This window comes from Micromonospora sp. NPDC020750 (genome assembly GCF_044334565.1).
Taxonomy (GTDB): domain Bacteria; phylum Actinomycetota; class Actinomycetes; order Mycobacteriales; family Micromonosporaceae; genus Micromonospora.
The window spans coordinates 183011-205713 of record NZ_JBIRTH010000004.1; the positions used below are offsets into that span (position 1 = coordinate 183011).

The 22703-nt window shown below is 73.6% G+C and carries 23 protein-coding genes; 17 read left to right on the forward strand and 6 right to left on the reverse strand.

Going from position 1 to position 22703, the window contains the following annotated elements:
* Nucleotides 1-30 precede the first annotated feature (30 nt).
* The 7 genes from ACH4T9_RS14715 to ACH4T9_RS14745 all read left to right on the forward strand — a co-directional run bounded on the left by ACH4T9_RS14715 (nucleotide 31) and on the right by ACH4T9_RS14745 (nucleotide 6702).
* Nucleotides 31-1278 carry a M20 family metallopeptidase gene (locus tag ACH4T9_RS14715; RefSeq protein ID WP_396672890.1) on the forward strand — a complete coding sequence of 416 codons (1248 nt, stop codon included), beginning with the start codon at nucleotides 31-33 and terminating at the stop codon, nucleotides 1276-1278.
* Nucleotides 1275-2276 (forward strand): Gfo/Idh/MocA family protein, encoded by a 1002-nt coding sequence (locus ACH4T9_RS14720; RefSeq protein ID WP_396672889.1) that lies wholly within the window; start codon nucleotides 1275-1277, stop codon nucleotides 2274-2276. Before ACH4T9_RS14715 ends, ACH4T9_RS14720 begins: the two co-directional genes overlap by 4 nt.
* A 13-nt stretch (nucleotides 2277-2289) precedes the next feature.
* Complete coding sequence (locus tag ACH4T9_RS14725) at nucleotides 2290-3585, forward strand: ABC transporter substrate-binding protein (RefSeq protein WP_396672888.1); 1296 nt, start codon at nucleotides 2290-2292, stop codon at nucleotides 3583-3585.
* A 62-nt stretch (nucleotides 3586-3647) separates the two neighbouring features.
* Nucleotides 3648-4607 (forward strand): carbohydrate ABC transporter permease, encoded by a 960-nt coding sequence (locus ACH4T9_RS14730; protein WP_387017921.1) that lies wholly within the window; start codon nucleotides 3648-3650, stop codon nucleotides 4605-4607.
* Nucleotides 4604-5437 (forward strand): carbohydrate ABC transporter permease, encoded by an 834-nt coding sequence (locus tag ACH4T9_RS14735; protein WP_396672887.1) that lies wholly within the window; start codon nucleotides 4604-4606, stop codon nucleotides 5435-5437. Before ACH4T9_RS14730 ends, ACH4T9_RS14735 begins: the two co-directional genes overlap by 4 nt.
* A 79-nt stretch (nucleotides 5438-5516) precedes the next feature.
* Entirely contained in the window at nucleotides 5517-5870 is a 354-nt protein-coding gene (locus ACH4T9_RS14740) for an L-rhamnose mutarotase (RefSeq protein WP_396672886.1), read from the forward strand.
* A gap of 85 nt (nucleotides 5871-5955) precedes the next feature.
* Nucleotides 5956-6702: a metallophosphoesterase gene (locus ACH4T9_RS14745; RefSeq protein ID WP_396673058.1), complete on the forward strand. Its 747-nt coding sequence runs from the start codon at nucleotides 5956-5958 to the stop codon at nucleotides 6700-6702.
* A gap of 129 nt (nucleotides 6703-6831) precedes the next feature.
* Here the strand turns inward: ACH4T9_RS14745 and ACH4T9_RS14750 are convergent, their stop codons facing one another.
* Nucleotides 6832-7962 carry a mandelate racemase/muconate lactonizing enzyme family protein gene (locus ACH4T9_RS14750; protein ID WP_396672885.1) on the reverse strand — a complete coding sequence of 377 codons (1131 nt, stop codon included), beginning with the start codon at nucleotides 7960-7962 and terminating at the stop codon, nucleotides 6832-6834.
* 130 nt (nucleotides 7963-8092) lie between these two features.
* Between ACH4T9_RS14750 and ACH4T9_RS14755 the strand changes: the two genes are divergently transcribed.
* The 7 genes from ACH4T9_RS14755 to ACH4T9_RS14785 all read left to right on the forward strand — a co-directional run bounded on the left by ACH4T9_RS14755 (nucleotide 8093) and on the right by ACH4T9_RS14785 (nucleotide 14627).
* Nucleotides 8093-9028, forward strand: a complete 936-nt coding sequence (locus ACH4T9_RS14755) for a thiamine pyrophosphate-dependent dehydrogenase E1 component subunit alpha (RefSeq protein WP_396672884.1) — start codon at nucleotides 8093-8095, stop codon at nucleotides 9026-9028.
* On the forward strand, nucleotides 9021-10001 hold the full coding sequence (locus tag ACH4T9_RS14760; protein ID WP_396672883.1) for an alpha-ketoacid dehydrogenase subunit beta: 981 nt from the start codon (nucleotides 9021-9023) through the stop codon (nucleotides 9999-10001). The genes ACH4T9_RS14755 and ACH4T9_RS14760 overlap by 8 nt, the downstream gene beginning before the upstream one ends.
* Nucleotides 9998-10855 carry an SDR family NAD(P)-dependent oxidoreductase gene (locus ACH4T9_RS14765; protein WP_396672882.1) on the forward strand — a complete coding sequence of 286 codons (858 nt, stop codon included), beginning with the start codon at nucleotides 9998-10000 and terminating at the stop codon, nucleotides 10853-10855. Before ACH4T9_RS14760 ends, ACH4T9_RS14765 begins: the two co-directional genes overlap by 4 nt.
* A gap of 46 nt (nucleotides 10856-10901) precedes the next feature.
* A complete protein-coding gene (locus tag ACH4T9_RS14770) occupies nucleotides 10902-12224 on the forward strand; it encodes a hypothetical protein (protein ID WP_396672881.1) in 1323 nt (440 codons plus the stop codon).
* 100 nt (nucleotides 12225-12324) lie between these two features.
* Nucleotides 12325-12624, forward strand: coding sequence for a YciI family protein (locus ACH4T9_RS14775; protein WP_396672880.1), 300 nt, complete (start codon nucleotides 12325-12327; stop codon nucleotides 12622-12624).
* Nucleotides 12624-14204 carry a hypothetical protein gene (locus ACH4T9_RS14780; protein ID WP_396672879.1) on the forward strand — a complete coding sequence of 527 codons (1581 nt, stop codon included), beginning with the start codon at nucleotides 12624-12626 and terminating at the stop codon, nucleotides 14202-14204. Before ACH4T9_RS14775 ends, ACH4T9_RS14780 begins: the two co-directional genes overlap by 1 nt.
* A 153-nt stretch (nucleotides 14205-14357) precedes the next feature.
* Complete coding sequence (locus ACH4T9_RS14785; RefSeq protein WP_396672878.1) at nucleotides 14358-14627, forward strand: GlsB/YeaQ/YmgE family stress response membrane protein; 270 nt, start codon at nucleotides 14358-14360, stop codon at nucleotides 14625-14627.
* 90 nt (nucleotides 14628-14717) lie between these two features.
* Here ACH4T9_RS14785 and ACH4T9_RS14790 read toward each other — a convergent pair whose 3' ends face one another.
* From ACH4T9_RS14790 to ACH4T9_RS14810, 5 genes are all read right to left on the reverse strand, one after another.
* Nucleotides 14718-15389 (reverse strand): lysoplasmalogenase family protein, encoded by a 672-nt coding sequence (locus ACH4T9_RS14790; RefSeq protein ID WP_396672877.1) that lies wholly within the window; start codon nucleotides 15387-15389, stop codon nucleotides 14718-14720.
* Nucleotides 15386-16213, reverse strand: coding sequence for a sterol desaturase family protein (locus ACH4T9_RS14795; RefSeq protein ID WP_396672876.1), 828 nt, complete (start codon nucleotides 16211-16213; stop codon nucleotides 15386-15388). The genes ACH4T9_RS14790 and ACH4T9_RS14795 overlap by 4 nt, the downstream gene beginning before the upstream one ends.
* A complete protein-coding gene (locus ACH4T9_RS14800) occupies nucleotides 16210-16935 on the reverse strand; it encodes a FadR/GntR family transcriptional regulator (RefSeq protein WP_396672875.1) in 726 nt (241 codons plus the stop codon). Before ACH4T9_RS14800 ends, ACH4T9_RS14795 begins: the two co-directional genes overlap by 4 nt.
* Nucleotides 16936-17060: 125 nt before the next feature.
* Nucleotides 17061-18158 (reverse strand): aromatic acid exporter family protein, encoded by a 1098-nt coding sequence (locus ACH4T9_RS14805; RefSeq protein WP_396672874.1) that lies wholly within the window; start codon nucleotides 18156-18158, stop codon nucleotides 17061-17063.
* 393 nt (nucleotides 18159-18551) lie between these two features.
* The gene (locus ACH4T9_RS14810; protein WP_396672873.1) at nucleotides 18552-20102 is read right to left on the reverse strand and encodes an NAD(P)/FAD-dependent oxidoreductase; all 1551 of its coding nucleotides are present in this window, start codon (nucleotides 20100-20102) and stop codon (nucleotides 18552-18554) included.
* Nucleotides 20103-20240: 138 nt separating this feature from the next.
* Between ACH4T9_RS14810 and ACH4T9_RS14815 the strand changes: the two genes are divergently transcribed.
* The 3 genes from ACH4T9_RS14815 (at nucleotide 20241) to ACH4T9_RS14825 (ending at nucleotide 22638) form a co-directional block, all read left to right on the forward strand.
* The gene (locus ACH4T9_RS14815; RefSeq protein WP_396672872.1) at nucleotides 20241-21482 is read left to right on the forward strand and encodes a hypothetical protein; all 1242 of its coding nucleotides are present in this window, start codon (nucleotides 20241-20243) and stop codon (nucleotides 21480-21482) included.
* Between the two features lie 153 nt (nucleotides 21483-21635).
* Nucleotides 21636-21884, forward strand: a complete 249-nt coding sequence (locus ACH4T9_RS14820) for a hypothetical protein (protein ID WP_396672871.1) — start codon at nucleotides 21636-21638, stop codon at nucleotides 21882-21884.
* A 136-nt stretch (nucleotides 21885-22020) separates the two neighbouring features.
* Nucleotides 22021-22638 carry a lipoprotein gene (locus ACH4T9_RS14825; protein ID WP_396672870.1) on the forward strand — a complete coding sequence of 206 codons (618 nt, stop codon included), beginning with the start codon at nucleotides 22021-22023 and terminating at the stop codon, nucleotides 22636-22638.
* The last annotated feature ends 65 nt before the right edge of the window (nucleotides 22639-22703 follow it).

Below are 22703 nucleotides of genomic sequence, written 5' to 3' on the forward strand. Positions count from 1 at the left end.
ATTATCGGCCGCAGGCGAGGGGTGGACCGCGTGGTGCAGGCGCACGAGGACGTTGACGATCTGGTACGGCTGCGTCGGCAGCTTCACCAGCACCCGGAGCTGCGGTTCACGGAACGGCAGACCGCAGCGGTTCTCGCCGACCGGCTCGCCCCGATCGCCCGGGTCCGCTCCGGAGTCGCCGGGACCGGCCTCGTGGCCGAGATCGAAGGACGTGCGTCGGGGCCCTCCGTGCTGCTTCGGGCCGATATGGACGCCTATCCGGTCCAGGACGCCAAGGAGGTGCCCTGGGCGTCCGGCAACGCCGGGGTCTGCCACGCCTGCGGGCACGACGTGCACATGGCCGTCGTGCACGGCGTCGCGGCCCGGCTCGCGGCCGACCCGCCCGCCCGGGGCTCGGTGACCGTGCTGTTCCAGCCGGCCGAGGAGATCCCGTTCGGCGAGGACTCCGGCGCCGCCGCGGTGCTCGCCGACGACGCCCTGCGCGGCCGGCGCTTCGACGCCGTCCTCGGCCTGCACTGCTGGCCCGACCTGCCGGTCGGGACGGTCGGTGTGGACCGGATGACCGCGATGGCGGCCAAGGACGCCTTCCGGGTCGAGGTGCTCGGCCGGGCCGCGCACGCCGCCACCCCGGCGCTCGGCCGCGACGCCATCCTCGGCCTGGCCGGCATGATCACCCTGCTGCACGCCGGAGTGGCCCGCTCCCGCAACCCACACGAGCTGGTCGCGTTCAACATCGGCACGATCGACGGCGGGGCCAGCCAGAGCCAGGTCGCCGAGCGGGCGGAGGCGACCGGCACGCTGCGCACCCACGACGAGGCCACCCGCGCCCGGCTCAAGGAGGTCATCGAGCGGATCGCCCGGCAGCAGGCCGCCGCGCTCGACCTCGGCCTGCGGTTCACCTGGGCCAACGAGATGCCCCCGGTGCGCAACGCCGCCTCGCTGGTGGCGCTCGCGCACGCCGAGCTGCCGGGCCTGGTCGAGGTCGCCGACCTGACCGCGCCCCCGCTGACCACCGACGACTTCGCCCTGCTCGGCGCGCTCGGCCCCAGCCTGTACGTCAAGCTCGGGGTCACCGGGGAGCGCGGCGGCGCGCCGCTGCACTCCGGCGCGTTCGACGTGGACGAACGGTGCATCGGGGTGGGGGCGACCGCCCTGGAGCGCCTCACCCGGGCCGTCCTCGCCGGCCGGCTCGCCGAGGCCGGCGCCGACGAGCCCGACGGAGCCGGTGGGGCCGGCCCCGGCGACCGCGCCGCCGCCGTCGAGGCGGTCCGCGCATGAGCCGCCCGTCGGTCGCCGTGGTCGGCGCGGGGGCGTTCGGCGTCCGGCACCTGGCCGCGTACCGGTCGCTCGGCGTGCCCGTGCGGGCGCTGGTCGAGCCGGACGCCGCGACCCGGCAGCGGGTCGCCGCAGAGCACGGGGTGCCGCAGACGTACGCCTCCGTGGCGGACCTGCTCGCCGCCGCCCCGCCCGACGCGGCGTCGGTGTGCGTGCCCGGCCCGGCGCACCGCCCGGTGGCCGTGGACCTGCTCACCGCCGGGGTGCCCGTGCTGGTGGAGAAGCCGCTGGCCGCGACCGTCACCGACGCCGCCGCCATCGTGGCCGCCGCCGGGCGCGCCGGCGTGCTCTGCCAGCCGGGGCACATCCTGCGCTACAGCGCCCCGCACCGGGCCCTGCACGACGCGGTCCGCGCCGGCCGGCTCGGCGACGTGCTCGCCGTCTCGTCCCGCCGCGACCGGCCCCGGACGCTCAGCCGGCTCTTCCCGCGCGAACACCCCGCGCTGCTCACCGCCGTGCACGACATCGACCTGGCCCTCTGGTACGCCGGAGCGCCCGTGGTCGAGGTCCGCGCGGCGGCCCGGGCCCGACCCGGATCGGCCACCCCGGTCCTGGTGTGGGCGGAGCTGCGGCACGCCAACGACGTCGTGTCGTCGATCCGCAACAGCTACCTGCTCCCCGAGCACACCCCGAACCACACCTCGGACCTGGTCGAGGTGTACGGCACCGACGGGGTCGCGCACGTCGACCTCGGCCACCCCACCCTGCTCGTCCAGGGCGAGTCGACCGAGGCGCCCGACTGGCTCCTCTCCCCGGTCGACGGCGGCGGAGCGCTCGCCGCCGAGCTGCGGCACTTCCTCGGCCAGGTCGACGGCACCGAACCGACGGCGGTCGTCCCGCTCGCCGACGGCCTGCACGTCGTGCAGGTCGCCGAGGCCGTGGCCGACAGCGCCACCGCCGGCGGCGCGGTCCGCCGGATCCCCCCGAGCCCCCACTTGTGACAGGAGCTACCCGATGTTTCGACGGAGATTGGCCGGCGTCCTCGCCGCCGGCATGGCAGCCGCCGCGCTGCTGACCGCATGCGGCGGCGACGACGCCGCCGGCGGCCCGGTCACCCTCAAGGTGCTGACCTGGGAGCCGGGTGGCACCGAGTACTGGAAGCAGGTCAAGACCAGCTTCGAGGCCGGCCACCCGGACATCAAGCTGGAGATGCAGTCCGTACCGTTCGACAAGTACCCCGAGGTGCAGGGCCCGTACATCACCTCGCAGTCGGGGCCGGACGTGATGGCCAACAACGCCGGGCTGGAGCTGTTCGACCGGCGCGGCGCGTACGTGCCGCTGGGTGACAAGGCCGCCGAGATCACCAAGGACCTGGTCACCTACAGCGGCGCCTGCGAGGGCTTCGACACCGCCAAGCCCTGCTACGGCGTGCCCTTCTCCTACCAGGGCAACGTCCTCTACTACAACAAGGCCGTCCTGACCGCCGCCGGGCTCGACCCGGAGAAGCCGCCGGTGACCTGGGACGAGTTCGGCGCGGCCTGCGACGCGGTGAAGAAGGCCGGCAAGACCTGCCTGGCCCTCGGGCTGTCCGGCACCTTCCCGGCCTACTGGGACTTCCCGGAGATCGCCCGCAACTACCTCACCGAGGACGACATCCGCGCCCTGCTCGCCGGCAAGCTGTCCTGGAAGGACCCCAAGCTCGTCTCGGTGCTGGAGAAGCTCGCCGAGATCACCACCAAGGGCTGGGCCAACAAGAACGCCCCGTCGATCACCATGCTCCCCGACGGCGCCGACATCTTCCAGCGCGGCGACGCCGCGTTCGCCGGCACCATCATCTCCGACGCGGTGAACTGGGAGGCGTTCGGCAAGGCCCTCGGCGACGACAAGCTCGGCGTCACCCGGTGGCCGGCGGTCGACCCGTCCGCGCCGCTGGCGCAGAAGTTCTCCGGCATCGAGGGCGCCGTCTACGGCGTGACCCAGTGGAGCGAGAAGAAGCAGGCCGGCCTCGAGTTCATCAGCTGGCTGGCCGGCAAGGAGAACGGCGAGCTGTGGGTCAAGCACGGCAAGGGCCAGCCGCTGAACAAGAACGTCGACAAGGCGCTGCTGCCCTCGTCGCCGGCCTTCCAGAAGATCCAGGAAATGGTCGCCCAGCCGACCCTGCACGCCGGGGTGATGCTCTCCGGCCCCGAGGCCGACGCCCTGGCCCGCGGCTGGCAGCAGGTCACCCTCGGCCAACTCACCGTCGACAAGTGGGCCGACCAGATGCAGCAGGCGCTGGAGCGTAGCCCCACGAAGAAGCAGACCAAGTAGCAGCACCCGGGCGGGGCGACGCCGTGTCGCCCCGCCCGGCCAGCCCGGGGGAAGGAACCCTGATGACGATCTCCACCGCGCCGGTGTCGGAGCCGGTGGCCGCCGACACCCCGCCCGCGCCGGCCCGCCGCCCGCCACGACCCGGGCGGGCCCGGGAGTGGTGGCTGGCCGCCGCGCTGGTGCTGCCCGCCCTCGTGCTGGCCGTGCTGTTCAAGCTGGTGCCCCTCGTGCGGGGCGTGCTCACCAGCTTCGAGTCGTCCAGCGGGTTCGGCGGCAGCGAGTTCGCCGGGGCGGACAACTACACCCGGATGTTCGACGACTCGATGGTCCTCACCAGCTTCCGCAATGCCCTGCTGGTGGTGGCCACCCTGCCGGTGTGGATCGTGCTCCCGCTGGTGCTGGCCCTGCTGATCCACCAGCGCTCGCCGGGCTGGAAGTTCTTCCGGGCCGTCTACTTCGTGCCGTACACCATCGCGCCCATCGTCGTCGGCATCATGTTCCGGCAGATCCTCTCCCCCGACGGGCCGCTGAACGCCCTGCTGCGCGGCGTCGGCCTGGAACCGCTGGCGATCGAGTGGCTCAACGGCCGGTACAGCGCGCTGTTCTCGCTGGTGGCGGTCGCCCTGTGGAGCTTCTTCGGGCTCGGCGTGATGACCTACCTGGCCGGCCTGTCCACCATCCCCGACGAGATGCTGGAGGCGGCGTACCTCGACGGCGCCGGGTTCTTCCGGCGGCTGTGGTCGGTGGTCGTGCCGATGCTGCGCCCGACCGTGGCGTACTGGAGCGTGGTCTGCGCCTCCGGCGTGCTGATCTGGCTGTTCCCCTTGATCTACGCGCTGACCCAGGGCGGGCCGGGCGACGCCACCATGCTCCCCGAGTACCTGGTCTTCCTCACCACCTTCCAGTTCCTTGACCGCGGCTACGGCTCGGCCATCGGCATCGCCCTGTTCGTCTTCGTCGCCGTGCTGTCGATCTTCAGCGTGCGGCACATGTTCACAGAGGGGACCCGCAAGCCGCGATGAACCCGCGCCACTCCGCCCGGATCGGGCGCTACCTGCTGACCTTCGCGCTGGTCGTCGTCGCCGTCGCGGCGATCTACCCGCTGCTGTTCACCGTGGTCAGCTCCCTGAAGACGCAGTCCGGCTTCGCCCACGACCCGCTGGGCCTGCCGGCCGGGATCACCCTGGACAACTACTTCGAGGCGTTCCGCCGGATGAACATGCCCCGGCTGCTGCTCAACTCGCTGATCACCACGCTCGGCGGGCTGGTGCTGTCGGTGCTCGCCGCGCTGTTCGTCGCGTACGCGGTGACGAAGATGCGCTTCCGCGGCGGGAAGATCGTCTTCCTGCTGATCATCGTGACGCTGACGATCCCCAGCCAGGCGATCATCTACCCGCTCTACCAGACGGTGCTGGACCTGGGCATGTCCGGCCAGTACCAGGGCCTGATCCTGGCGTACGCCGCGTTCGGGCTGCCGCTGGGCACGTACCAGCTCGCCGGGTACTTCCAGCAGATTCCCGACGAGCTGATCGAGGCGGCCCGGGTCGACGGCGCGGGACACCTGACCATCCTGTTCCGGCTGCTCGCCCCGATCGCCACCCCGGCCCTGGCGGCGCTGGCCATCTTCAACTTCGTCTGGATGTGGAACGACCTGCTGCTGCCCCTGGTCATCATGGGCGGCTCGGACAGCAAGACGCTGATGGTCGGCGTCTCCATGCTCAGCGGCCAGTACGACGTGTCGGTGCCGCTGGTCAGCGCCGGGCTGATCGTCGCCCTGCTGCCGGTGCTGATCATCTACCTGGTCTTCCAGCGGCAGCTCGTCTCCGGCGCGCTCGCCGGCTCCGGCAAGTGACGGTTTCCGGTCCGCCCAGGGCGGCCCCCTGTCCACCCGGGCCGGTGGCGGCCCTGCCACCGGCCCGGCGGGGCGTCCGGTGAGCGCGACCGCCGGGCCGGGGGAGCAGGTCTGCCACCTGTACCGGTTGCGCCCCGGCGCGGAGGCCGAGTACGAGCGCCGCCACGCCGAGATTTGGCCGGAGCTGTCCGCGCTGCTGGACGAGGCGGGCATCTACGACTACGCCATCTACCGGCGAGACCTGCTGTTGATCTGCGTGCTGCGCACCCGGTGGGGCTTCGCCCACGCGGGCGCGGTCACCGGCGCCTCGGACGTGCAGGCCCGCTGGACGGCGTCGCTGGCCCACCTGTTCGCCGAGATCGCCGACGCCGACGGCGAGCCGCTGTGGGCGCACCCGGTCTTCCACCACCCCGGCCGCCCGCCGACCCGCTGAACTGTCGCGCCGCTACCTGACGCGGGCATGATCAGCGAGCATGCTTCCCCTAATGCCCGGGATGAGAACAGCCATTGGGGGAAGCATGCTCGTCATCGCGCATCTCAGCGACACGCACCTCGACAGCCATCCTCGGTCAGCCGAACGGACCGCCCGGGTGATGGACCACCTGCACGCCCTGCCCCGACCGGTCGACGCGATCCTGATCAGCGGGGACATCGCCGACCACGGCGAGGTGGCCGAGTACCGGACCGCCGCGAAGCTCTTCGCGTCCCCGCTGCCTGTCATGCTCTGCCCCGGTAACCACGATGTCCGTGCCGCGTACCGCAAGGGTCTGCTCGGTGACGGGGGCGGCGGCAACGGCCCGATCAACACCCGGTACGACGTCGCCGGCGCGGTCTTCCTGCTCGCCGACTCGTCGATTCCGGGCGAGGACGACGGCCACCTCGACGCGGAGACCATGGACTGGCTCGCCGACCAACTCGGCTCGGTGCCGGCCGGGACACCGGTCTTCGTCTCCTTCCACCATCCGCCGGTCGAACTGCACCACCCCGTCATCGATTCGATCCGGCTGTTTCCCGCCGAGCCGCTGGCCGAACTGCTGGCCGCTCATCCGCAGGTCGTCGCGGTACTGACCGGGCACTTCCACACCGCCGCCGCGAGCACCTTCGCCGGGCGGCCACTGCGGATCGCGCCCGGCGTCGTCTCCACGCTCCGGCTGCCCTGGGAGGGTGACGGGCCGTTGGTCGATCTGCGGCAGCCGCCCGGGGTGGCGTTCCACGTCTACGACGATGCGGGGCTGCTGACCACCCACTACCGGGTGGTGGTCTGAGGATGCGGGGAATCTCCGTACTCGGCTTCCTGGTCGCCCTCGCGCCGATCACCATGACGCCGGGGACCAGCCTGACCCTGGTCGTACCGCGGGTCGCCGAGGGCGGTGGCGGGTGGAAGGTGCCCTTCCCTACACCGCGTACGCGACCGAACCGTCGGCGCGCAACGGGATCCGGGTCAGCGGCCGGCCGGTGAGGTCCAGCGGTCGCTCGTCGGCCAGGTCGAGCGTCACGCCCAGCCCCGGGGCCTGCGGCACCGGCAGGAACCCGCCCTCGCGGCGGACGCAGGCCCGGGCCGGCCCGTCGGCGAGCCGGTCGTCGATCGGGGAGTACTCCTGGGTGACGAAGTTCGGGATGACCGTGTCGAGCTGCAGCGAGGCCATGGTCAGCAGCGGGCCGAGGCAGTTGTGGGTGACCACGGCCGCGTGGTACGCCTCGGCCAGCGCGGCGATCTTCCGGCCGTGGCTGAGCCCGCCGGCGAGCCCGATGTCGGGCCGGACGTACTGGGCGCCGCCCTGGGCCAGCAGCTCCTTGAACTCCCAGATGGTGTGCAGCCGTTCCCCGTTGGCCATCGGCACGCCGAGCGCCCGGCGGGCCACCTCGGCCTGGCTGCTCACGCTGTCGATCTGGATCGGGTCCTCCACCAGCAGCGGGTGGTGCCGGGCCAGCGCCGGCACGACGGCCGTGGCCTGCAACGGGGTGAGCTTGCGGTGCAGCTCGACGAGCAGGTCGACGTCCGGGCCGACGGTGTCGCGCACCGCCGCCGTGGTGGCCTCGGTCTCGGCGACGAGGCGGGCCAGCGACACGTCGCCGTAGTCGGCGGGCAGCGGGTCGAACTTCACGGCGGTGAAGCCGTCGGCGACGGCGGCGGCGGCCTGGGCCGCGAGGGCCTCCGCCCCGGTGCCGCCCAGCAGCAGGTGCAGCCGGATCCGGTCGCGCACCCGGCCGCCGAGCAGCTGCCACACCGGCACGCCGAGCCGCTTGCCCAGCAGGTCCCACAGGGCCAGGTCGACGGCCGAGACGGCGGCGGTGAGCACCGAGCCGCGGAACGGCCCCATCCGGTAGAGGTGGTGCCAGTGGTGCTCGATCCGGTCGGGGTCCGCCCCGAGCAGGTACGGCCGGAACGTCTCCACCACGGCGTGCACCGCCGTCGGGTATCCCCAGCAGGCGGACTGGCCGACCCCGGTCAGCCCGTCCGACGTGCGCAGCTGGACGAAGTGCGCGTCGCCGCGCACCACGGACTCCACCTCGGCGATCTCCATGCCCGCTCCCCAAATTAGAGACCAATAACGGCCACAAACTTGCTTGTGCACTCTTCCATAGCCTTGGACTGCTGGTCTAGGCTCCTCAACCAACGAGCCGGAATAAGGCTCAATTATCTCAGGGGGTGTGATGGGCCTGCCCGACGACTATCGGCTGATGGCCCGGATCCGCCGGTTCGAGGAGCGGCTGGCCGCCCTCAAGGACGCCGGCGAGATCCCGGGCTCGATCCACCTGTGCAACGGCCAGGAGGCCGTCCCGGTCGGCGCCTGCCGGGCGCTGCGCGACGGGGACCACGTCACCGCGACCTACCGGGGCCACGGCTGGGCGATCGCCCGGGGCGTCGACCTCACCGGCCTGTTCGCCGAGATGATGGGCCGCGACTCCGCCCTCTGCGGCGGGCGGGCCGCGTCGCCGTACCTGTCGGACCCGGGGCGCTGGTTCGTCGGCGAGAACTCCATCGTGGGCGCCGGGGTGCCGATCGCGACCGGCGCGGCGCTCAGCGCCCAGCGCACCGGCAGCGGGGCCGTGTCGGTGGTCAGCATCGGCGACGGCGCGATGAACCAGGGCAACGTGCACGAGGCGCTCAACCTCGCCGCCGTGCTCGACCTGCCGCTGGTGCTGGTGGTGGAGAACAACGTCTACTCCGAGATGTCCCGGATCGAGGACATGGTGCGGGTCCGGCAGCTCGCCGAGCGGGCCGCCGGCTACGGCCTGCCCGGCCGGGTGGTCGACGGCAACGACCCCGACGCCGTCGCCGAGGCGATGGCCGAGGCCGTGGACCGGGCCCGGGAGGGCTCCGGGCCGTCCATCGTGGAGGCGATGACCGAGCGACTGGTCGGCCACTACAGCGGCGACGTGCAGCACTACCGCCCGGCCGGCGAGATCGCCGCCGCCCGGGAACGCGAGCCGCTGGCCCGCATCCGCCGGGCCGCCGACGCCGACCTGGCCGCCCGGCTCGACGCCATCGACGCCGAGGTCGCCGACGAGATCGAGGCCGCCGTCACCGCCGCCCGCGCCGTGCCCACCCCGGACCCGGCGACCGCCAAGGAGCACGTCTATGTCTGAGTCGATGCGCTACATCCAGGCCGTCAACGCGGCGCTCACCTGGGCCCTGGACAGCCGGACCGACACCATCTACTTCGGCGAGGACGTCGCGCTGCCCGGCGGGCCGTTCGGCGCCACCAAGGGGCTGCACAAGCGGTTCGGCTCCGACCGGATCTTCGACACCCCGATCTCCGAGACCGGCTTCCTCGGCATGGCCCTCGGCGCGGCCATGACCGGCCTGCGGCCGATCGCCGAGATCATGTACGCCGACTTCTCGTTCGTGGCGATGGACCAGATCGTCAACCAGATCGCCAACATCCACTACTCCAGCGCGGGCCGGTGGAAGGCCCCGCTGGTGATCCGGATGCAGCAGGGCTACTCGCCCGGGGCGTGCGCCCAGCACTCGCACTCGACGGAGGCATACTTCGCGCACACCCCCGGCCTGCGGGTGGCGCTGCCGGCCACGCCGGATGACGCGTACCAGATGCTGCGCACCGCGGTCGTCAGCGACGACCCGGTGGTGGTCGCCGAGGCCCGGATGCTCTACCCGACGCGGGGCCCGGTGCGTACCGACGCCCCCGTCGAGGAGATCGGCGGGGCCCGGGTGGTCCGGCCCGGCGCCGACGTCACCGTCGTCGCCTGGTCCCGGATGGTGTCGGCGGCCCTGGACGCTGCCGCGACCCTCGCCGAGGAGGGCGTCGACGTCGAGGTGATCGACCTGCGCTGGCTCAACCCGCTGGACTTCGACACGGTCGCCGCGTCGGTGGCCCGCACCGGCCGGCTTGTCGTCGCCCACGAGGCCAACCTGACCGGCGGCTTCGGCGCGGAGATCGCCGCCCGGGCCGCCGCCGAGTGCTTCGCCGACCTGCGCGCCCCGATCGCCCGGGTGGCCGCCCCGGACGTGCCGATGCCCGCCGCGCCCGCCCTCCAGGCGGTCGTGGTGCCCGAGGCGGCGACCGTGGCCGACGCGGTGCGCCGCACGGTCCGCGCGTGAGCGGCGGCACCCCGGCGGCCGACCCGGGCGGCGGCGGCACCCCGCCGCCCGGACCGGGCGTGGGCGGCGGAACCGCGTCGGTCGGCCCGGGTCCACGTGGCGGAACCGCCTCGGTCGGCCTGCTGGCCGGGCGGCGGGTGGTCGTCGTCGGCGGGGCGTCCGGCATCGGTCGGGCCACCGTGCTGGCCGCCGCCGGGGCCGGCGCGGCCGTCGCCGTGCTGGACGCCGACGCCGCCGGCGCGGCCGAGGCCGCCGCCGAGGCCCGGTCTGCCGGGGCGAGCGCCTGCGCCCGGGGCGTCGACGTCACCGTCGAGGCCGAGGTCGCCGGGGCGCTCGACGCCGTCGCCGCCGAACTGGGCGGCGTCGACGCCGTGCTGCACGTCGCCGGGATCATGGGCGGCCAGGGCCTGGACGTGCGGGACGTGCCGGTCGAGCTGTGGGCGCGGGTCATCGCCGTCAACCTCACCGGCCCGTTCCTGGTCGCCAAGCACGCCGCCCGGCACCTGAGCCCCGACGACGGGGTGCTCGTGCTGGTCGGATCGAAGGCGGGCGTCCAGACCGGCTCCGGCTCGGTACCCTACGGCGCGAGTAAGGGAGGGTTGCACGGCCTGGCGATCACGCTGGCCCGACAGCTCGGTCCACAGGGGATCCGCGTGCACGCGCTCTGCCCGGGAGACATCGACACGCCGCTGATGCGGCGGTCGCTGGACGAGGCGCGGGTCAACGGCACCGACGGCGGGCGGGTCGCCGCGATCGAGGCCGCGCTGGGCCGCCCCGAGGACGTCGCCTCGGTGCTGGTGCTGCTGGCGTCGCCCGTCAGCGCCGGCCTGGTCGGCACGGTCTGCACGGGCTGAGCACCCCACCCTCTAGGCCAGCGGGACACCACGTGGAGGCAGCATCGTGATCGGGATCATCGGCCCGGAGGACTCGATCCGGCTCGTGCAGGAGGTGGCGGTCGGGGAAGGCCGCGCGGAGGCGGTGACAACACGCGTGTACACCCGCCCCGAGCAGGCCCCCGAGCTGGCCCGCGAGCTGGACGAGGTGTGTCAGGTGCTGCTGTTCACCGGGCGCATCCCGTACGCGTTCGCCAACGCGGCCGACGAGCTGCGGGCGGAGATCGACTACGTCCCGCACGCCGGCATCGACCTGTACCGGACGCTGTCGCGGATGCTGCTGGCCACCGGCGGGAAGCTGCCCCGGGTCAGTGTGGACACCATAGAGGCGGAGACCGTCCGCGAGACGTACCACGACATCGAGGTCGCCCCGCCCACGGAGATCCTGCCGATCGCCGACTCCTCCGGGCTGCTCTTCACCGGCCTGGACGAGATCACCGCGTACCACCGGGAGCGGTACGCCTCCGGCGCGGTCGAGGCGTGCCTGACCTGCCTCGGCGCGGTGCACCGGGACCTCGTCGACAGCGGGGTCCCGGTGTGGCGCGTCGAGCACACCCGCGCGTCGGTGCGCGACGCGCTGCGCCGGGCCTGGCTCGCCGCCGAGATCCGCCAGTCCCGGGCCACCCAGATCGCCGTGATGATGGTCGACCTGGGTGTGCCGACGACCCGGGCGCAGGACCCGTACCAGGCGGAACGGCAACGGCTGCGGGTACGCGAGGCGCTGCTGGAGCACGCCGAGCGGATGCGCGGCCGGCTGGCCGCCGTCGACGACCGGACGTTGCTGATCACCACCACCCGGGGCACCGTGGAGAGCGCCATCGCCCGGCACCGGGACGGGCACGCCTCCCTGCTCGCCCTGCGCGGGGTCGACGTCGAGCACGCCGTCGGCTTCGGCGCGGGCACCACCATCGCCGCCGCGGAGGACAACGCCCGCAAGGCCCTCGCGCTGGGCCGGCACAGCGGCGACACCCACGTGGTGTTCCCCGACGGGGAGGTCTACTCCAGCCGGGAGACCGCCGTGCGGCCCCGGCTGCGGGAGACCGCCCCGGGCGTGCTGCGGGTCTCCGAGCAGCTCGGGATCGGGCCGCTGTCCACCCGGCGGCTGCTGGAGGCCCTGCACCAGATGGACCCCGACGAGGTCACCGCCCGAGGGCTGGCCGACGCGTACGGGGTGGAGGCGCGCTCGGCCCGCCGGCTGCTCAAGGCGCTGCGCGCGGCCGGCTTCGCCGAGGAGGTCGGGGTGCACGTCAGCACCGGAGCGGGCCGCCCGCAGACCGTCTACCGGGTCGCCATGCGGCGACTGCTCGGCGCGATCGGAGCCGAGGCATGAGTCTGCGCCATCGGGGCCGGGGCGTGACGGCCGGCCCCCGGCGCGGCCGAGCCGGGCCGACCGGGACCGGGCGGGCCGTCACCGCAGGGGGAATCCACTCGTGAAGTTCGAACCGACCTACCTGGTCACCGCCACCTTCGCCGCCGACGTCGTCGTCCGGCGCGAACCCCACCGGGCCGCGCACCTGGCGCACGTGCGCGCCCTGCTCGCCGACGGCACCGCCCTGATCGCCGGGGCGCGTGCCGACCTGAGCGCCTCCGTGCTGGTGCTGCGGGCCGCCGACGCGCCCGCCGCCCGCACCCTCATCGAACAGGATCCCTACTGGCGGCACGGCGTGTGGACCGCGATCGACGTGGTCGACTACCTCGCCGCCACCGCCCACACCATCGGGAGGACATGATGTCGTCGTACCGCCAGGTCTCCGGCGTGCGGGTGCTCGGGGCCGAGCACGCGCCCTTCGCCGCCGGGCTGCTGCGCGAGGCTTTCGGCGAGGGCGGCCCGGACGCCGTGCCGGTCCGCCTCGCCGTCGACCCGGCGCTGCCCGAGGGCGGCCACCGGACCGACGTGCCCGAGCGGGGCGAGATCCGGCTCACCGGCGACCCGTTCGCCGGCCTGGTGTACGCCGCCCGTGCCCTGGTCGCGGCGGCCACCCCGGCCGGCCTGCCCGTCGGCGCGTCCGCCGCCGCCCCCGGGTTGCCGCTGCGCACCCTGTGGACCTGGGACCACTCCACCAACTGGGACACCCGGCAGCTCGGCCAGCAGGAGATCGGCGCGCTCAACCCGTACGCGAAGTCCGCCGACGCGTTCGGCGCCGACTACCGCCGGCTGGTCGACTTCTGCAGCCGCGAACGGATCGGCGGGATCGTCGTGTACGGGCTGCTGCGCGACGCCCACGGCGGCGTCGAGGCGGCCCGCGAGCTGTGCGAGTACGCCAACGCCCGGGGCGTGCGGATCATCGCCGGGGTCGGGATCAACGCCTACGGCGGCATCTACTTCGACGGCCGGCACCGGTACAACCTGGCCACCTGGCTGCGCCGGCGCCCCGACCTCGCCGCCGAGCTGCCGAAGAAGGTCGGCTTCGACATCGACGAGTTCGGCGACCTGCACTTCCCGGCCAGCGAGTACATGATGGCCGCCTGCCCGTCCCAGCCGGACAACCTGGCCTGGCACCGCGACGCCATCGACTGGCTGCTGGACACCCTGCCCGTCGGCGGGATCAACTTCGAGACCGGCGACTACGGAAGCTGCGCCTGCGCCCGGTGCGCCGCCCGCGCCGGGGGCGAGCGCACCTCCTGGTCGTACGAGGCGATGCGGTCGGTCTACCCGACCCTGCTGGAGACCGCCCGGCGCAACGGTCCGGCCGGGGTGCCGCTGCGTCACCTCGTCGAGGTGTACTGGGACAACATCTTCGACCTGGACGCCCAGAAGCCACTGGCCGACCTGCCCGACGACGTGGCGTACCAGTACTGCGTGAACCGCGGGTTCTGGTACGACCAGCGGGACCGGTTGACCGCCGAGCACGTCGACCGCCTGCCACACACGACCAGCGTGCTGCGCACCCACGCCGGGTCGCAGTGGAACCGGCAGCGGCACTCCTGGGTTCCCGAGATGTACGCCGACATGGCCACCCGCTCCGGGGCCGCCGGGATGCGAGGGCTGACCATCTTCGCCGAGCCGTCCGCGTACCACCCGACCAACGAGATCAGCTACCTGGCGTACGCCCGGTTCTCCTGGGATCCGGAGCTGGCCTGGGCGGACTTCTGGCGCGACGAGGTGGCCCCCCGGTTCGGCGGCTCGGCCGAGGCCGAGGCGTTCCGCGACGGCGCGGCCCTGCTCGACGACCCGTCGGCAACCGGCGCGGCCCTCACCGCCGTGCGCGGCGACGCCCTCGCCATGGTCGCCGCCACCGCCGGGGAGACGCAGCGCCGGTGGCTGTGGCTGGCCGAGCGGGCCGCCAGGTACGCCCACTGCGCCGGCTGACCGGGGCCGGCCACGGGGTGTGACGGTTGCCGCGCGGGACCATGACAGTCCTGTGAAGAATGCGCCGGTCGGGCCGTCGGCGGTTTGGCCGGGCGGCCTCCGGGGGCACCGTGGAGGACGCAGGCGACAACACTTCGAAAGGAACGGCCCACCGTGGAAGTAACCGGGTTCTTCACCGCCATCATCATCGGCCTGATCATCGGCGCGCTGGGCCGGCTGGTCGTACCGGGCAAGCAGACCATCCCGATCTGGCTCACCCTGCTGATCGGCGTGGTCGCCGCGATCCTCGGCACCCTCGTGGCCGGCGCGTTCGGCGTGGACGACACCGCCGGCATCGACTGGATCGAGCTGCTGATCCAGGTCATCTTCGCCGCGGTCGGTGTGGCGCTCGCCGCCGGCGCCTACGGCCGCCGCCGACACTGACCCGCCGCGCCCGACGGCCGCTCCGCCTCCGTCGGCGCTCGCCCCTCCGGCCGCCGGCCCGCCCGAACCAGGGTGGGCCGGCGGCCGGCGTCAGGGCGTGGCCGGGGCGTCCGCCCGGGCGGCCGGGCCTTCGCCGGTACGCCGGTCCGGCCGGCGCGTGGCGTCGGGCCCACCGGCAGCCGCCCACGCCGTGGTGAGCAGGAGCAGCGCCGTGCTGTAGGTGCTCATCACGAGCAGCCCGTGGCCGGGCAGGGTGGTGCCGGCCGCGTCCAGGCCGATCAGCAGGTCGGAGACGAGGAAGAACGCTCCGCCGACCGCCGCGCGGGCCGACACGCCGGCCGCCGCGGCAGCCATCAGGCACAGGGCGAGGCTGTAGCCGAGCACGGGCAGCCGCAGCTCCCCGAGCGGGCCCCACAGCACGACGTTGGCCAGCGCCCACAGCACGAGGTAGCCGGCCACCACCGCCACCGGCGGCCGTCGGTGCCGGGTGAACGTCACGATGAAGCTGACCTGGGCGCCGAGGAAGAATCCCATCCCGACCAGGAACGCGGGCTCGTCGGGCAGCAGCAGCGCCACGTCGCCGGCGGTGGCGAAGACCAGCCCCAGCGCGAACCCGTCGAAGCGTCGGCCGGAGCGCAGCAGCCAGAGCAGCAGCAGCGGGGCGAGCAGCGGCTTGGCCAGCCACTGGAGCACGGTGCTGTCCGTGGCGACGCCGACGAGTTCGACGGCGGCGGCCACGCCGAAGGGAATGAGCCGCCTCATCGGGCGGGCTGCCAGCCGGGACGGCCGAACACGTGGCCCAGCCGGTGCCGCCAGGACCCGGAGGCCCGCACGTCGGCCCAGATCGCCCCGTACTCGTGGGTGGCCACCCGCAGCGGGTGGTAGGTGCCGATGTTCTTGGTCAGCCCGTACCGGGCGGGGGCGCGCTCCGGCTCGAAGGTGCCGAACAGCCGGTCCCAGACGATGAGGATCCCGCCGTAGTTGCGGTCCAGGTACTCGGCGTTGACGCCGTGGTGGACCCGGTGGTGCGACGGCGTGTTGAAGAGCCACTCGATCGGCCGGGGCAGCACCCGGACCCGCTCGGTGTGCAGGAAGAACTGGTACAACAGGCTCACCGACTGCTGGAGGAAGATCATCCACGGCGGGACGCCGAGCAGGGCCAGGGCCAGCCAGAACGGCAGCGAGGTCATCGGCGTCCAGCTCTGCCGCAGCGCGGTGGACAGGTTGTAGAACGTGCTGGAGTGGTGCACGACGTGACCGGCCCAGAACAGCCGTACCTCGTGGTGGGTGCGGTGGAACCAGTAGTAGGCCAGGTCGTCGGCGAAGAACAGCAGCACCCAGGTCCAGACGCTGGTGGGGGAGAGCTGGATCGGCGCGACCGTCCACACTGCGGCGTAGAGGCCGACGGTGAGCAGCTTCCACGGCAGGCCGATCACCTGGCTGCCGGCGCCCATGGTGAGACTCGTGGTGGTGTCGCGCAGCTCGTAGCCGCGTTCGTCGTCGTCGGGGGCGAACCGGTAGGACAGCGCCTCCACGACGATGAGCAGCAGGAACGCGGGTACGGCGTAGAGCACGGCGGGGATCATGCTCGGCATTCCCTTCCGGGTGGGGTGACGGGGGTGGCGAGGGCGGCGGTGAGCAGGGCCCGGGCCTGCTCGGCGGCGGCGTCGCCCCGGCCGGCGGCCACGGCCTCGGCGAGCCGGTGGTGCCCGGCCACGTCGAGCAGTTCGGCGGCGTGCCGCTCGGGCGGCACCTCGCCGACGGCGAGCGCGCCGGCCACGAGGCTGTTGAAGCTCAGCAGGTACGCCGTGTTGCCCGAACCGCGCACCACATGTCGCCACAGGGCGATGTTGGCCTCGGCCATCCGGGGCAGGTCGGGGGCGAGCCCGGCGTACTCCTGCGCGGCGCGGGTGACGGTCTCGCGCGTCGCCGCGTCGGCCCGTTCGGCGCAGAGCCGGGCCGCGTCGACGCCGATGCAGGCCCGCATCTCCAGCATGTCCCGCACCAGCGTGTCGACGGGCAGGACGTCGCCGGAGCGGACCAGGGACAGCGCGAGGTCGAGCCCCGCGTGCACCCGCCAGTCCAGCACCAGGGTCGCGCCGCCCTGGCTGACCCGGACCAGTCCGAGCTGTTGCAACCGGCGCAGCGCCTCCCGGACGGCGTGCCGGTTCACCGCGAAGGCGGTGGCCAGCTCCCGCTCACCGGGCAGCGTGTCGCCGGGCCGGTACGCGCCGCTGACCACCGCGTCGCGGAGCTGGCCGAAGACGTGATCGGACACGGACCCCCGGGGCACAGGCACAAACACCATGCCGAGCAGTGTGTCCCCCACCGCATCAACCCGTCAACTGGTTGGACCACCACCCGCCCCCTCTCGGCGTCGGTCAAGAGGTTTGCGTCAGGCTCCGGTCCTGAGAGCACGCCTCTTGCTCAACGTCAGCGGGCTGGGGTCGGGGTGGGTGGGGAGAGGGCCTGGTCCACTCGGGTCAGTACCGAGTCGTCTTCTCCGTCGACGCCGCGTAGCAGGTCGATGGCGGTGGCGCGGATCTGTCCGATGATCATCACCACCGGTAGCGGGGGGTTGGACCTGAGTAGCTGGGCGGCGGTTCGGACCGCTTCGAGTGCCGTCGCCTCCGCCTGCTCGGCGTGCCGGGCCGCCTCCTGCCGGCCGGCGAGGTCGGTGGCCAGCGCCGCCCCGGCGGCCCGTACCGCCTCGGCCAGCGCGCGGATCGCGGCACCCACCTCGGGCGGGGTGGCCTCGTGCAGCCGGGCCAGCGTGACCCCGGCGCGGGCCAGCACCCGGATGTTGCGGGCCGCGTAGTCGAGCTGCCGGGCGGTGGCCTCGACGCCCCTGACCCGGCCCAGGTGCCGGCGGCGGCGCACGCCGAGCCGCAGCGTCTCGCCGCATGCCTGCACCGCCGTCCGCAGCCGCTCCACGCAGCCGTCGACCTCGCGGGCCCGCTCCAGCGCCGCCCGGGCCGCCACCTCGTCGCACCGCGCCAGCGCCTCGTCGATGCGGGTGAGCACCTCGGCGAGGTCGGCGAACGTCCGGCGCGCCTCGGCGACCAGCGGCGCGAGCGGGTTGCGGCCCACGGTGAGCTGGCTGGCGGCGAGCGCCACCGCGCCGCCGACCAGCGCGTCGACGAAGCGGAACGGCACCAGGTCGCCCTTCGGCGCGGCCACCGCGACCAGGTACAGCGCGGAGATCGCCGCCTGGACGACGAGGGTTCTGCTCGCCCCGATCGTCACCATGAGGCCGATGGTCAGCACCAGAACCGCCAGCAGCGTTCCGCTGCCCGGGCCGAGGGCCTGCACCACCAGCTCGGCGACCAGCACCCCCGCCGCGACACCGAGGACGATCTCGATCGTCTGTCGGAGCCGCTGCCCGCGCGCTTCGCCGAGGACGACCAGGGCCGCGGTCGGCGCGAAGAACGGGTCCGGGTGGCCGATGAGCCGGGAGGCCACGAACCACGCCACCGTCGCCGCGAGGGCCGCCTCGACCACGTCCAGCCAGTTTCGCCGCAACCGGCCCACCGCCGCCCGCGCCCGGTCCCGCGTCCGGTTCGCCGCGGCTCGTACCCATTCCTGAGCCCGGCCCCACGGCCGGTCAGCCGCAGCTCGTACCCGATCCCGTGACCGGCCCACCACGCTCCGTTCCCAGCTCCGCATCCCGCGCCTCCCGCCGCCCGCCCGCCTGCCGCCACGGCGGACCCGGGCACGGCGCGCCGCACCCCCGGCCAACCGGTTCCGGCCAGCGCAGTACCCCGCAGGAGTGCGGGTAACGCTCGAAGTGGTCACCCGCACAGGCCGGACCGGCGCTTCATGATCGTTTGACGGGAAGTGAGACGACACGCCGGCCGTAGTCGCCAGAATCAGCAGACGATCATGCGAGCGCGGCCCGCTCGGTCAGGTGGTCGGCCAGGGCGGTCAGTTCGGCGGCGTTGTGGTGACCGGGCCAGATGTGCCCCTGGCAGCCGGTCGTCGGCGTGGGCCACCGGGCGGGGCCGGGACCGTCGGGGCGTCGCGACCGGTTCCCCGCCGGCCGTCGCCCCCGTCGGTGCGCTGCTCGTGGTAGTCCTGCTCGACGTTGACCGACCAGACGTCGTGCGTCATGCCGTGGGCGATGTTCTCCGCGGTGAGCATCGCGGTCAGCATGGAGTGATCCTGGTTGTTGTAGCGGTGCATCCCGTTGCGCCCGACCGGGTGCAGGTTCGGCGTCTCGCGGGCCAGCCAGCCCCGGATCACGTCGACGTTGTGCTGGTAGCGCTCGTCGTACACCGGGTACGCCTTGGGCATCCGGACGACGTGGCCCGCCTCGACGACGCCCGGCGCGACCAGGCCGAGCTGCTCCAGCTCGGCGGTGGCCAGCCGGACCAGGTCCTCGTCGGACCGCCGCCACATCTCGTCGTCCTCGAAGACGAAGTACTCCAGGCCCAGGCAGGTCCGGCCGTCCTTGACCAGGTACGGCGACCAGGAGCCGAAGTTCTGGATCCGCCCCACCCGCACGGTCGGGTCGTGCACGTAGATCCAGTTGTCCGGGAACGAGAACTCCTCCGGCACCACCAGCGCCACCGTCAGGAAGTCCCGGTAGCGCAGGTCGGCGGCGCAGGCGAGCACCTCCGCCGGTGCCGACGGGTCCAGCGCCGCCACCAGCTCGGAGATCGGCATCGAGGAGACGACGTGCGCGGCCTCCTCCCGTCGTTCGCCGTCCGGCCCCGCGACGGTCACGCCGGTCACCCGCCGGGCGTCCGGATCGCGGTGCACCGCCCGTACCCAGGTGCCGGTGCTGACTGTCGCGCCGCGGGCCCGGACCTGCTCGGTGCAGCGCTCCCACATCATCCCCGGCCCGAACTTCGGATACTGGAACTCCTCGATCAGGCTGGTCACGTCCCTGCGGTTGCGCCGGGGCAGCAGCGCGGCCCACACCGCGCGGGACAGCGAGAGGTTCTTAATCCGCTGCGCCGCCCAGTCGGCCTGCAACTGGTCCGCCGGCATTCCCCACACCTTCTCCGTGTACGTCTTGAAGAAGATCGAGTACAGCCGCCAGCCGAAGCGCGCCGACACCCAGCCCTCGAAGTGCGACTGGTCCTTCGGCGGGCGCAGCCGGGCCCGGCCGTACGACCCGACGCAGCGCACCGCCTCCCGCAGGCCGAGGTTGCGCAGCGCGTTGCGCGCGTTGAGCGGGTAGTCGTAGAGCGCGCCCCGGTAGAAGATCCGGCTCATCCGGGGGCGGAGCAGGAAGTCCTCGTCAGGCAGGATCTCGTGCCAGAACGCCTCGACCCGGGACACCTTCGTGAAGAACCGGTGCCCGCCGATGTCGAAGCGCCACCCGTCGCGTTCCACCGTGCGGCTGATGCCGCCGACCACGTCGTCGGCCTCGTACACCCGCACCGGCTCGCCGTGCCGGAGCAGCTCGTACGCCGCGGTCAGGCCGGCCGGGCCCGCGCCGATGACCACCGTGCCGGGTTCCGCGCCCATGCCCGTGCTGCCCCCCGTAGTTGCCGAATGAGGCAGCGCCCTTACCCGGTCCGCCGCCGAATTCACCTGCCGGCCGGGTGTGAGCCGGCCGGGAGCGGGGATCCCCGGCCGGTCGCGGACGAGCCGGGGGACCACCAGATGAGCGAGGGGCGCGGAGACGCCGAAGACCGGCCGACCGGCGTACGGGGCTGGCCGGGCCGGGCCACGCGGGGGGCGGCCCGCCTGGCCGCCAGAGTCCCCGCGCCCTGGGGGTTCGTACTGGCCGTCTTCGTCGGCTCCAAGCTCGTGCTGTCGCTGGTCGCCGTGACCGCGCTGACCGCCTGGGACGGGGTCCCCGGGGCACCCCCGGTGGACGAGGCGACGATGCGCGCCCAGCAGGACGCCATGTCGCCGCACCGGTGGCTCTCCCTCTGGTACGCCTGGGACTCCCTGCTCTACGACCACCTGGCCCGGCTGCCGCTCACCGGCGGGTGGAGCGAGTTCGGCTTCCCGCTGCTCTACCCGTTCCTGGCCCGGCCGGTCGCCGCGCTGCTGGGCGGGAACACCGCATGGGCGCTGCTGCTGGTCGCCAACGTCGCGTTCCTGTTCCAGCTCTACTACGCTCACCGGCTCGGCGAGCGGCTCTGCGGCGACGACGCGGCGGCCCGGCGATTCGTCCGGTACCTGCTGCTGCTGCCCGCCGCGTTCCTCTTCCAGGCGGCGCTGACCGAGTCGCTCTTCCTCTGCCTCGCCCTCGCCGCCTTCTGGTACGCCGAGCGGCGGCGGTGGCTGCTCGTCGGCGTCGTCGGCTTCTTCCTCGCGCTGAGCCGGTCGGTCGGCTTCCTCGTCGTCGTCCCGCTCGCCCTGGTCCTGCTGCGCCAGCACGCGTACCGGCTGGACCCGGGCACGCTCGGCCGGTACCTGCGGCTCGGCTGGCCGCTGCTGCTCCTGCCGGCCGGGTGGCTCGCCTTCATGGCGTTCGCCGGGTGGCAGACGGGGGACTGGTTCGCCTACCAGCATGCCCAGGAGCGGGGCTGGGGGATCAGGGTGCAGAACCCGCTCTGGGTGGCGTACCACGGCCTGACCGGCGGCTCGGCCGCCGACGCCGCGCGGGTCTGGTTGGCCCTGGCCGTCGTGGCGGTGGCCGTCGCCGGGTTCCGCCGCGCCGAGCTGCCCTACCTGGTCTACACCCTGATCGTGGTGCTGGTGCCGCTGTCGATGGGGCCGCCGGTGTACAAGAGCCTGCTGCGCTACCTGCTGGCCGCGTTCCCGGTCGCCCTGGCCCTCGCCCGGTGGGCCCGCCGCGCCACCGTCGACACCTGGCTCACCGCCGCCCTGGCCCTGTTCCAGGGGGCCCTGTTCGTGGTCTGGCTGACCTACTGGACCCACTTCATCATCTGACGCCGCCGCGCGGGTGTGACCCACGCCCCCGCCCGGCAGGGTTTAGCGCGCCCCCGGAAGGTGAACGTTCAGGAACAGCGATGACGAGAGGGGTCCCGCGTGTCCGGCACAACGCACCACCGGTCCAGTCACGACGCAACCGCACCGAGCGACGTGACGGACCCGCTGCTGTGGCGCCTGGCGTACGACGTCGCCGAGGCCCACCAACCCGACGAGACCGGCCGTTGCCGCAGCCTGCTCTGCGCGGGCCAGCAGGGCCCGTGCGAGACGCTGCACAACGCGGAGCGCGCCATGGAACTGGCCCGGGGGGCCGGCGCCGTCGGAACCCAGGGGGCCGCACCCCGCCCCCGGTCCGCCGCACCGGCCCCGCCGCGGTCCCGCGCCGATCGGGAGGCCGCCTGACGGCCCAGGGGACCCGAACCTGACCGCGCCGAGGGCGGGGCGTGGGCAGCACGGCGGGGCGCGGGCGGGTTAGCATCCGTCGCCGCGACACCGGCGGCGCGAACCACGACGGGGGCGACGACAGATGTTCCGACGGGTGGCCGTACTACTGGCCGCACTCACCCTCACCGCGACGGCCGGCTGCGCCGACAAGGCGACGCCCACCCTGGCACCCTCGTCGCCGGCCAGCCCGACCGCGTCGCCGGTCGTGGCCGGCCCGCCCTGGTACGACGATGTCGCCCCGGCGGCGGCCGGCACCACGGTCGGCCCCGAGGGCAGCGCCTGCCCGCTGTCGATGACCTTCTCGGTGCCACCGGAGTGGAAGGTGAAGGCGGTCGGGTCCGGGACGGACTACCGGGCCGGCCCCGCCCTGCTGCTCTGCGAGATCGACGCGAAGCCGGCCGGGCACATCGGTTTCCTCCGGGTCTGGCAGATCGAGGGAGCCACCCCGCTCGACCCGCAGGTCACAGTGGACAAGTTCCTCGCCGAGTACAGCAGCAAGGCCGAGGGCCCGCAGTATCGCCGGACCAAGGCCGGGCCGCTGGACTCGTTCGAGGCGACCTGGACCGAGGAGGGCAGCCGCAAGCGGGCGATCGTGGTCCCCACCCCGCACGGCCGGCTCATGCTCACCCTCGGAGGGATGGACGACGAGGAGTTCGAGGCGATGCTCCCGGCGTACCAGCTGGCCAAGTCGAGCGCGAACCTGCCGAAATGACCGACCGCGCGTCAACTCGAGCCCTGGCACCGACTTCGACACACGTCCTGATGGGGCCGAGCTGA

Bases quoted from the DNA above. Each gene is read 5' to 3' on its own strand.
- ACH4T9_RS14720 (WP_396672889.1), top strand. From the start codon at position 1,275: ATGAGCCGCCCGTCGGTCGCCGTGGTCGGCGCGGGGGCGTTCGGCGTC.
- ACH4T9_RS14725 (WP_396672888.1), top strand. From the start codon at position 2,290: ATGTTTCGACGGAGATTGGCCGGCGTCCTCGCCGCCGGCATGGCAGCC.
- ACH4T9_RS14730 (WP_387017921.1), top strand. From the start codon at position 3,648: ATGACGATCTCCACCGCGCCGGTGTCGGAGCCGGTGGCCGCCGACACC.
- ACH4T9_RS14735 (WP_396672887.1), top strand. From the start codon at position 4,604: ATGAACCCGCGCCACTCCGCCCGGATCGGGCGCTACCTGCTGACCTTC.
- ACH4T9_RS14745 (WP_396673058.1), top strand. From the start codon at position 5,956: ATGCTCGTCATCGCGCATCTCAGCGACACGCACCTCGACAGCCATCCT.
- ACH4T9_RS14750 (WP_396672885.1), bottom strand. From the start codon at position 7,962: ATGGAGATCGCCGAGGTGGAGTCCGTGGTGCGCGGCGACGCGCACTTC.
- ACH4T9_RS14755 (WP_396672884.1), top strand. From the start codon at position 8,093: ATGGGCCTGCCCGACGACTATCGGCTGATGGCCCGGATCCGCCGGTTC.
- ACH4T9_RS14760 (WP_396672883.1), top strand. From the start codon at position 9,021: ATGTCTGAGTCGATGCGCTACATCCAGGCCGTCAACGCGGCGCTCACC.
- ACH4T9_RS14780 (WP_396672879.1), top strand. From the start codon at position 12,624: ATGTCGTCGTACCGCCAGGTCTCCGGCGTGCGGGTGCTCGGGGCCGAG.
- ACH4T9_RS14790 (WP_396672877.1), bottom strand. From the start codon at position 15,389: ATGAGGCGGCTCATTCCCTTCGGCGTGGCCGCCGCCGTCGAACTCGTC.
- ACH4T9_RS14795 (WP_396672876.1), bottom strand. From the start codon at position 16,213: ATGATCCCCGCCGTGCTCTACGCCGTACCCGCGTTCCTGCTGCTCATC.
- ACH4T9_RS14800 (WP_396672875.1), bottom strand. From the start codon at position 16,935: ATGGTGTTTGTGCCTGTGCCCCGGGGGTCCGTGTCCGATCACGTCTTC.
- ACH4T9_RS14810 (WP_396672873.1), bottom strand. From the start codon at position 20,102: ATGGGCGCGGAACCCGGCACGGTGGTCATCGGCGCGGGCCCGGCCGGC.
- ACH4T9_RS14815 (WP_396672872.1), top strand. From the start codon at position 20,241: ATGAGCGAGGGGCGCGGAGACGCCGAAGACCGGCCGACCGGCGTACGG.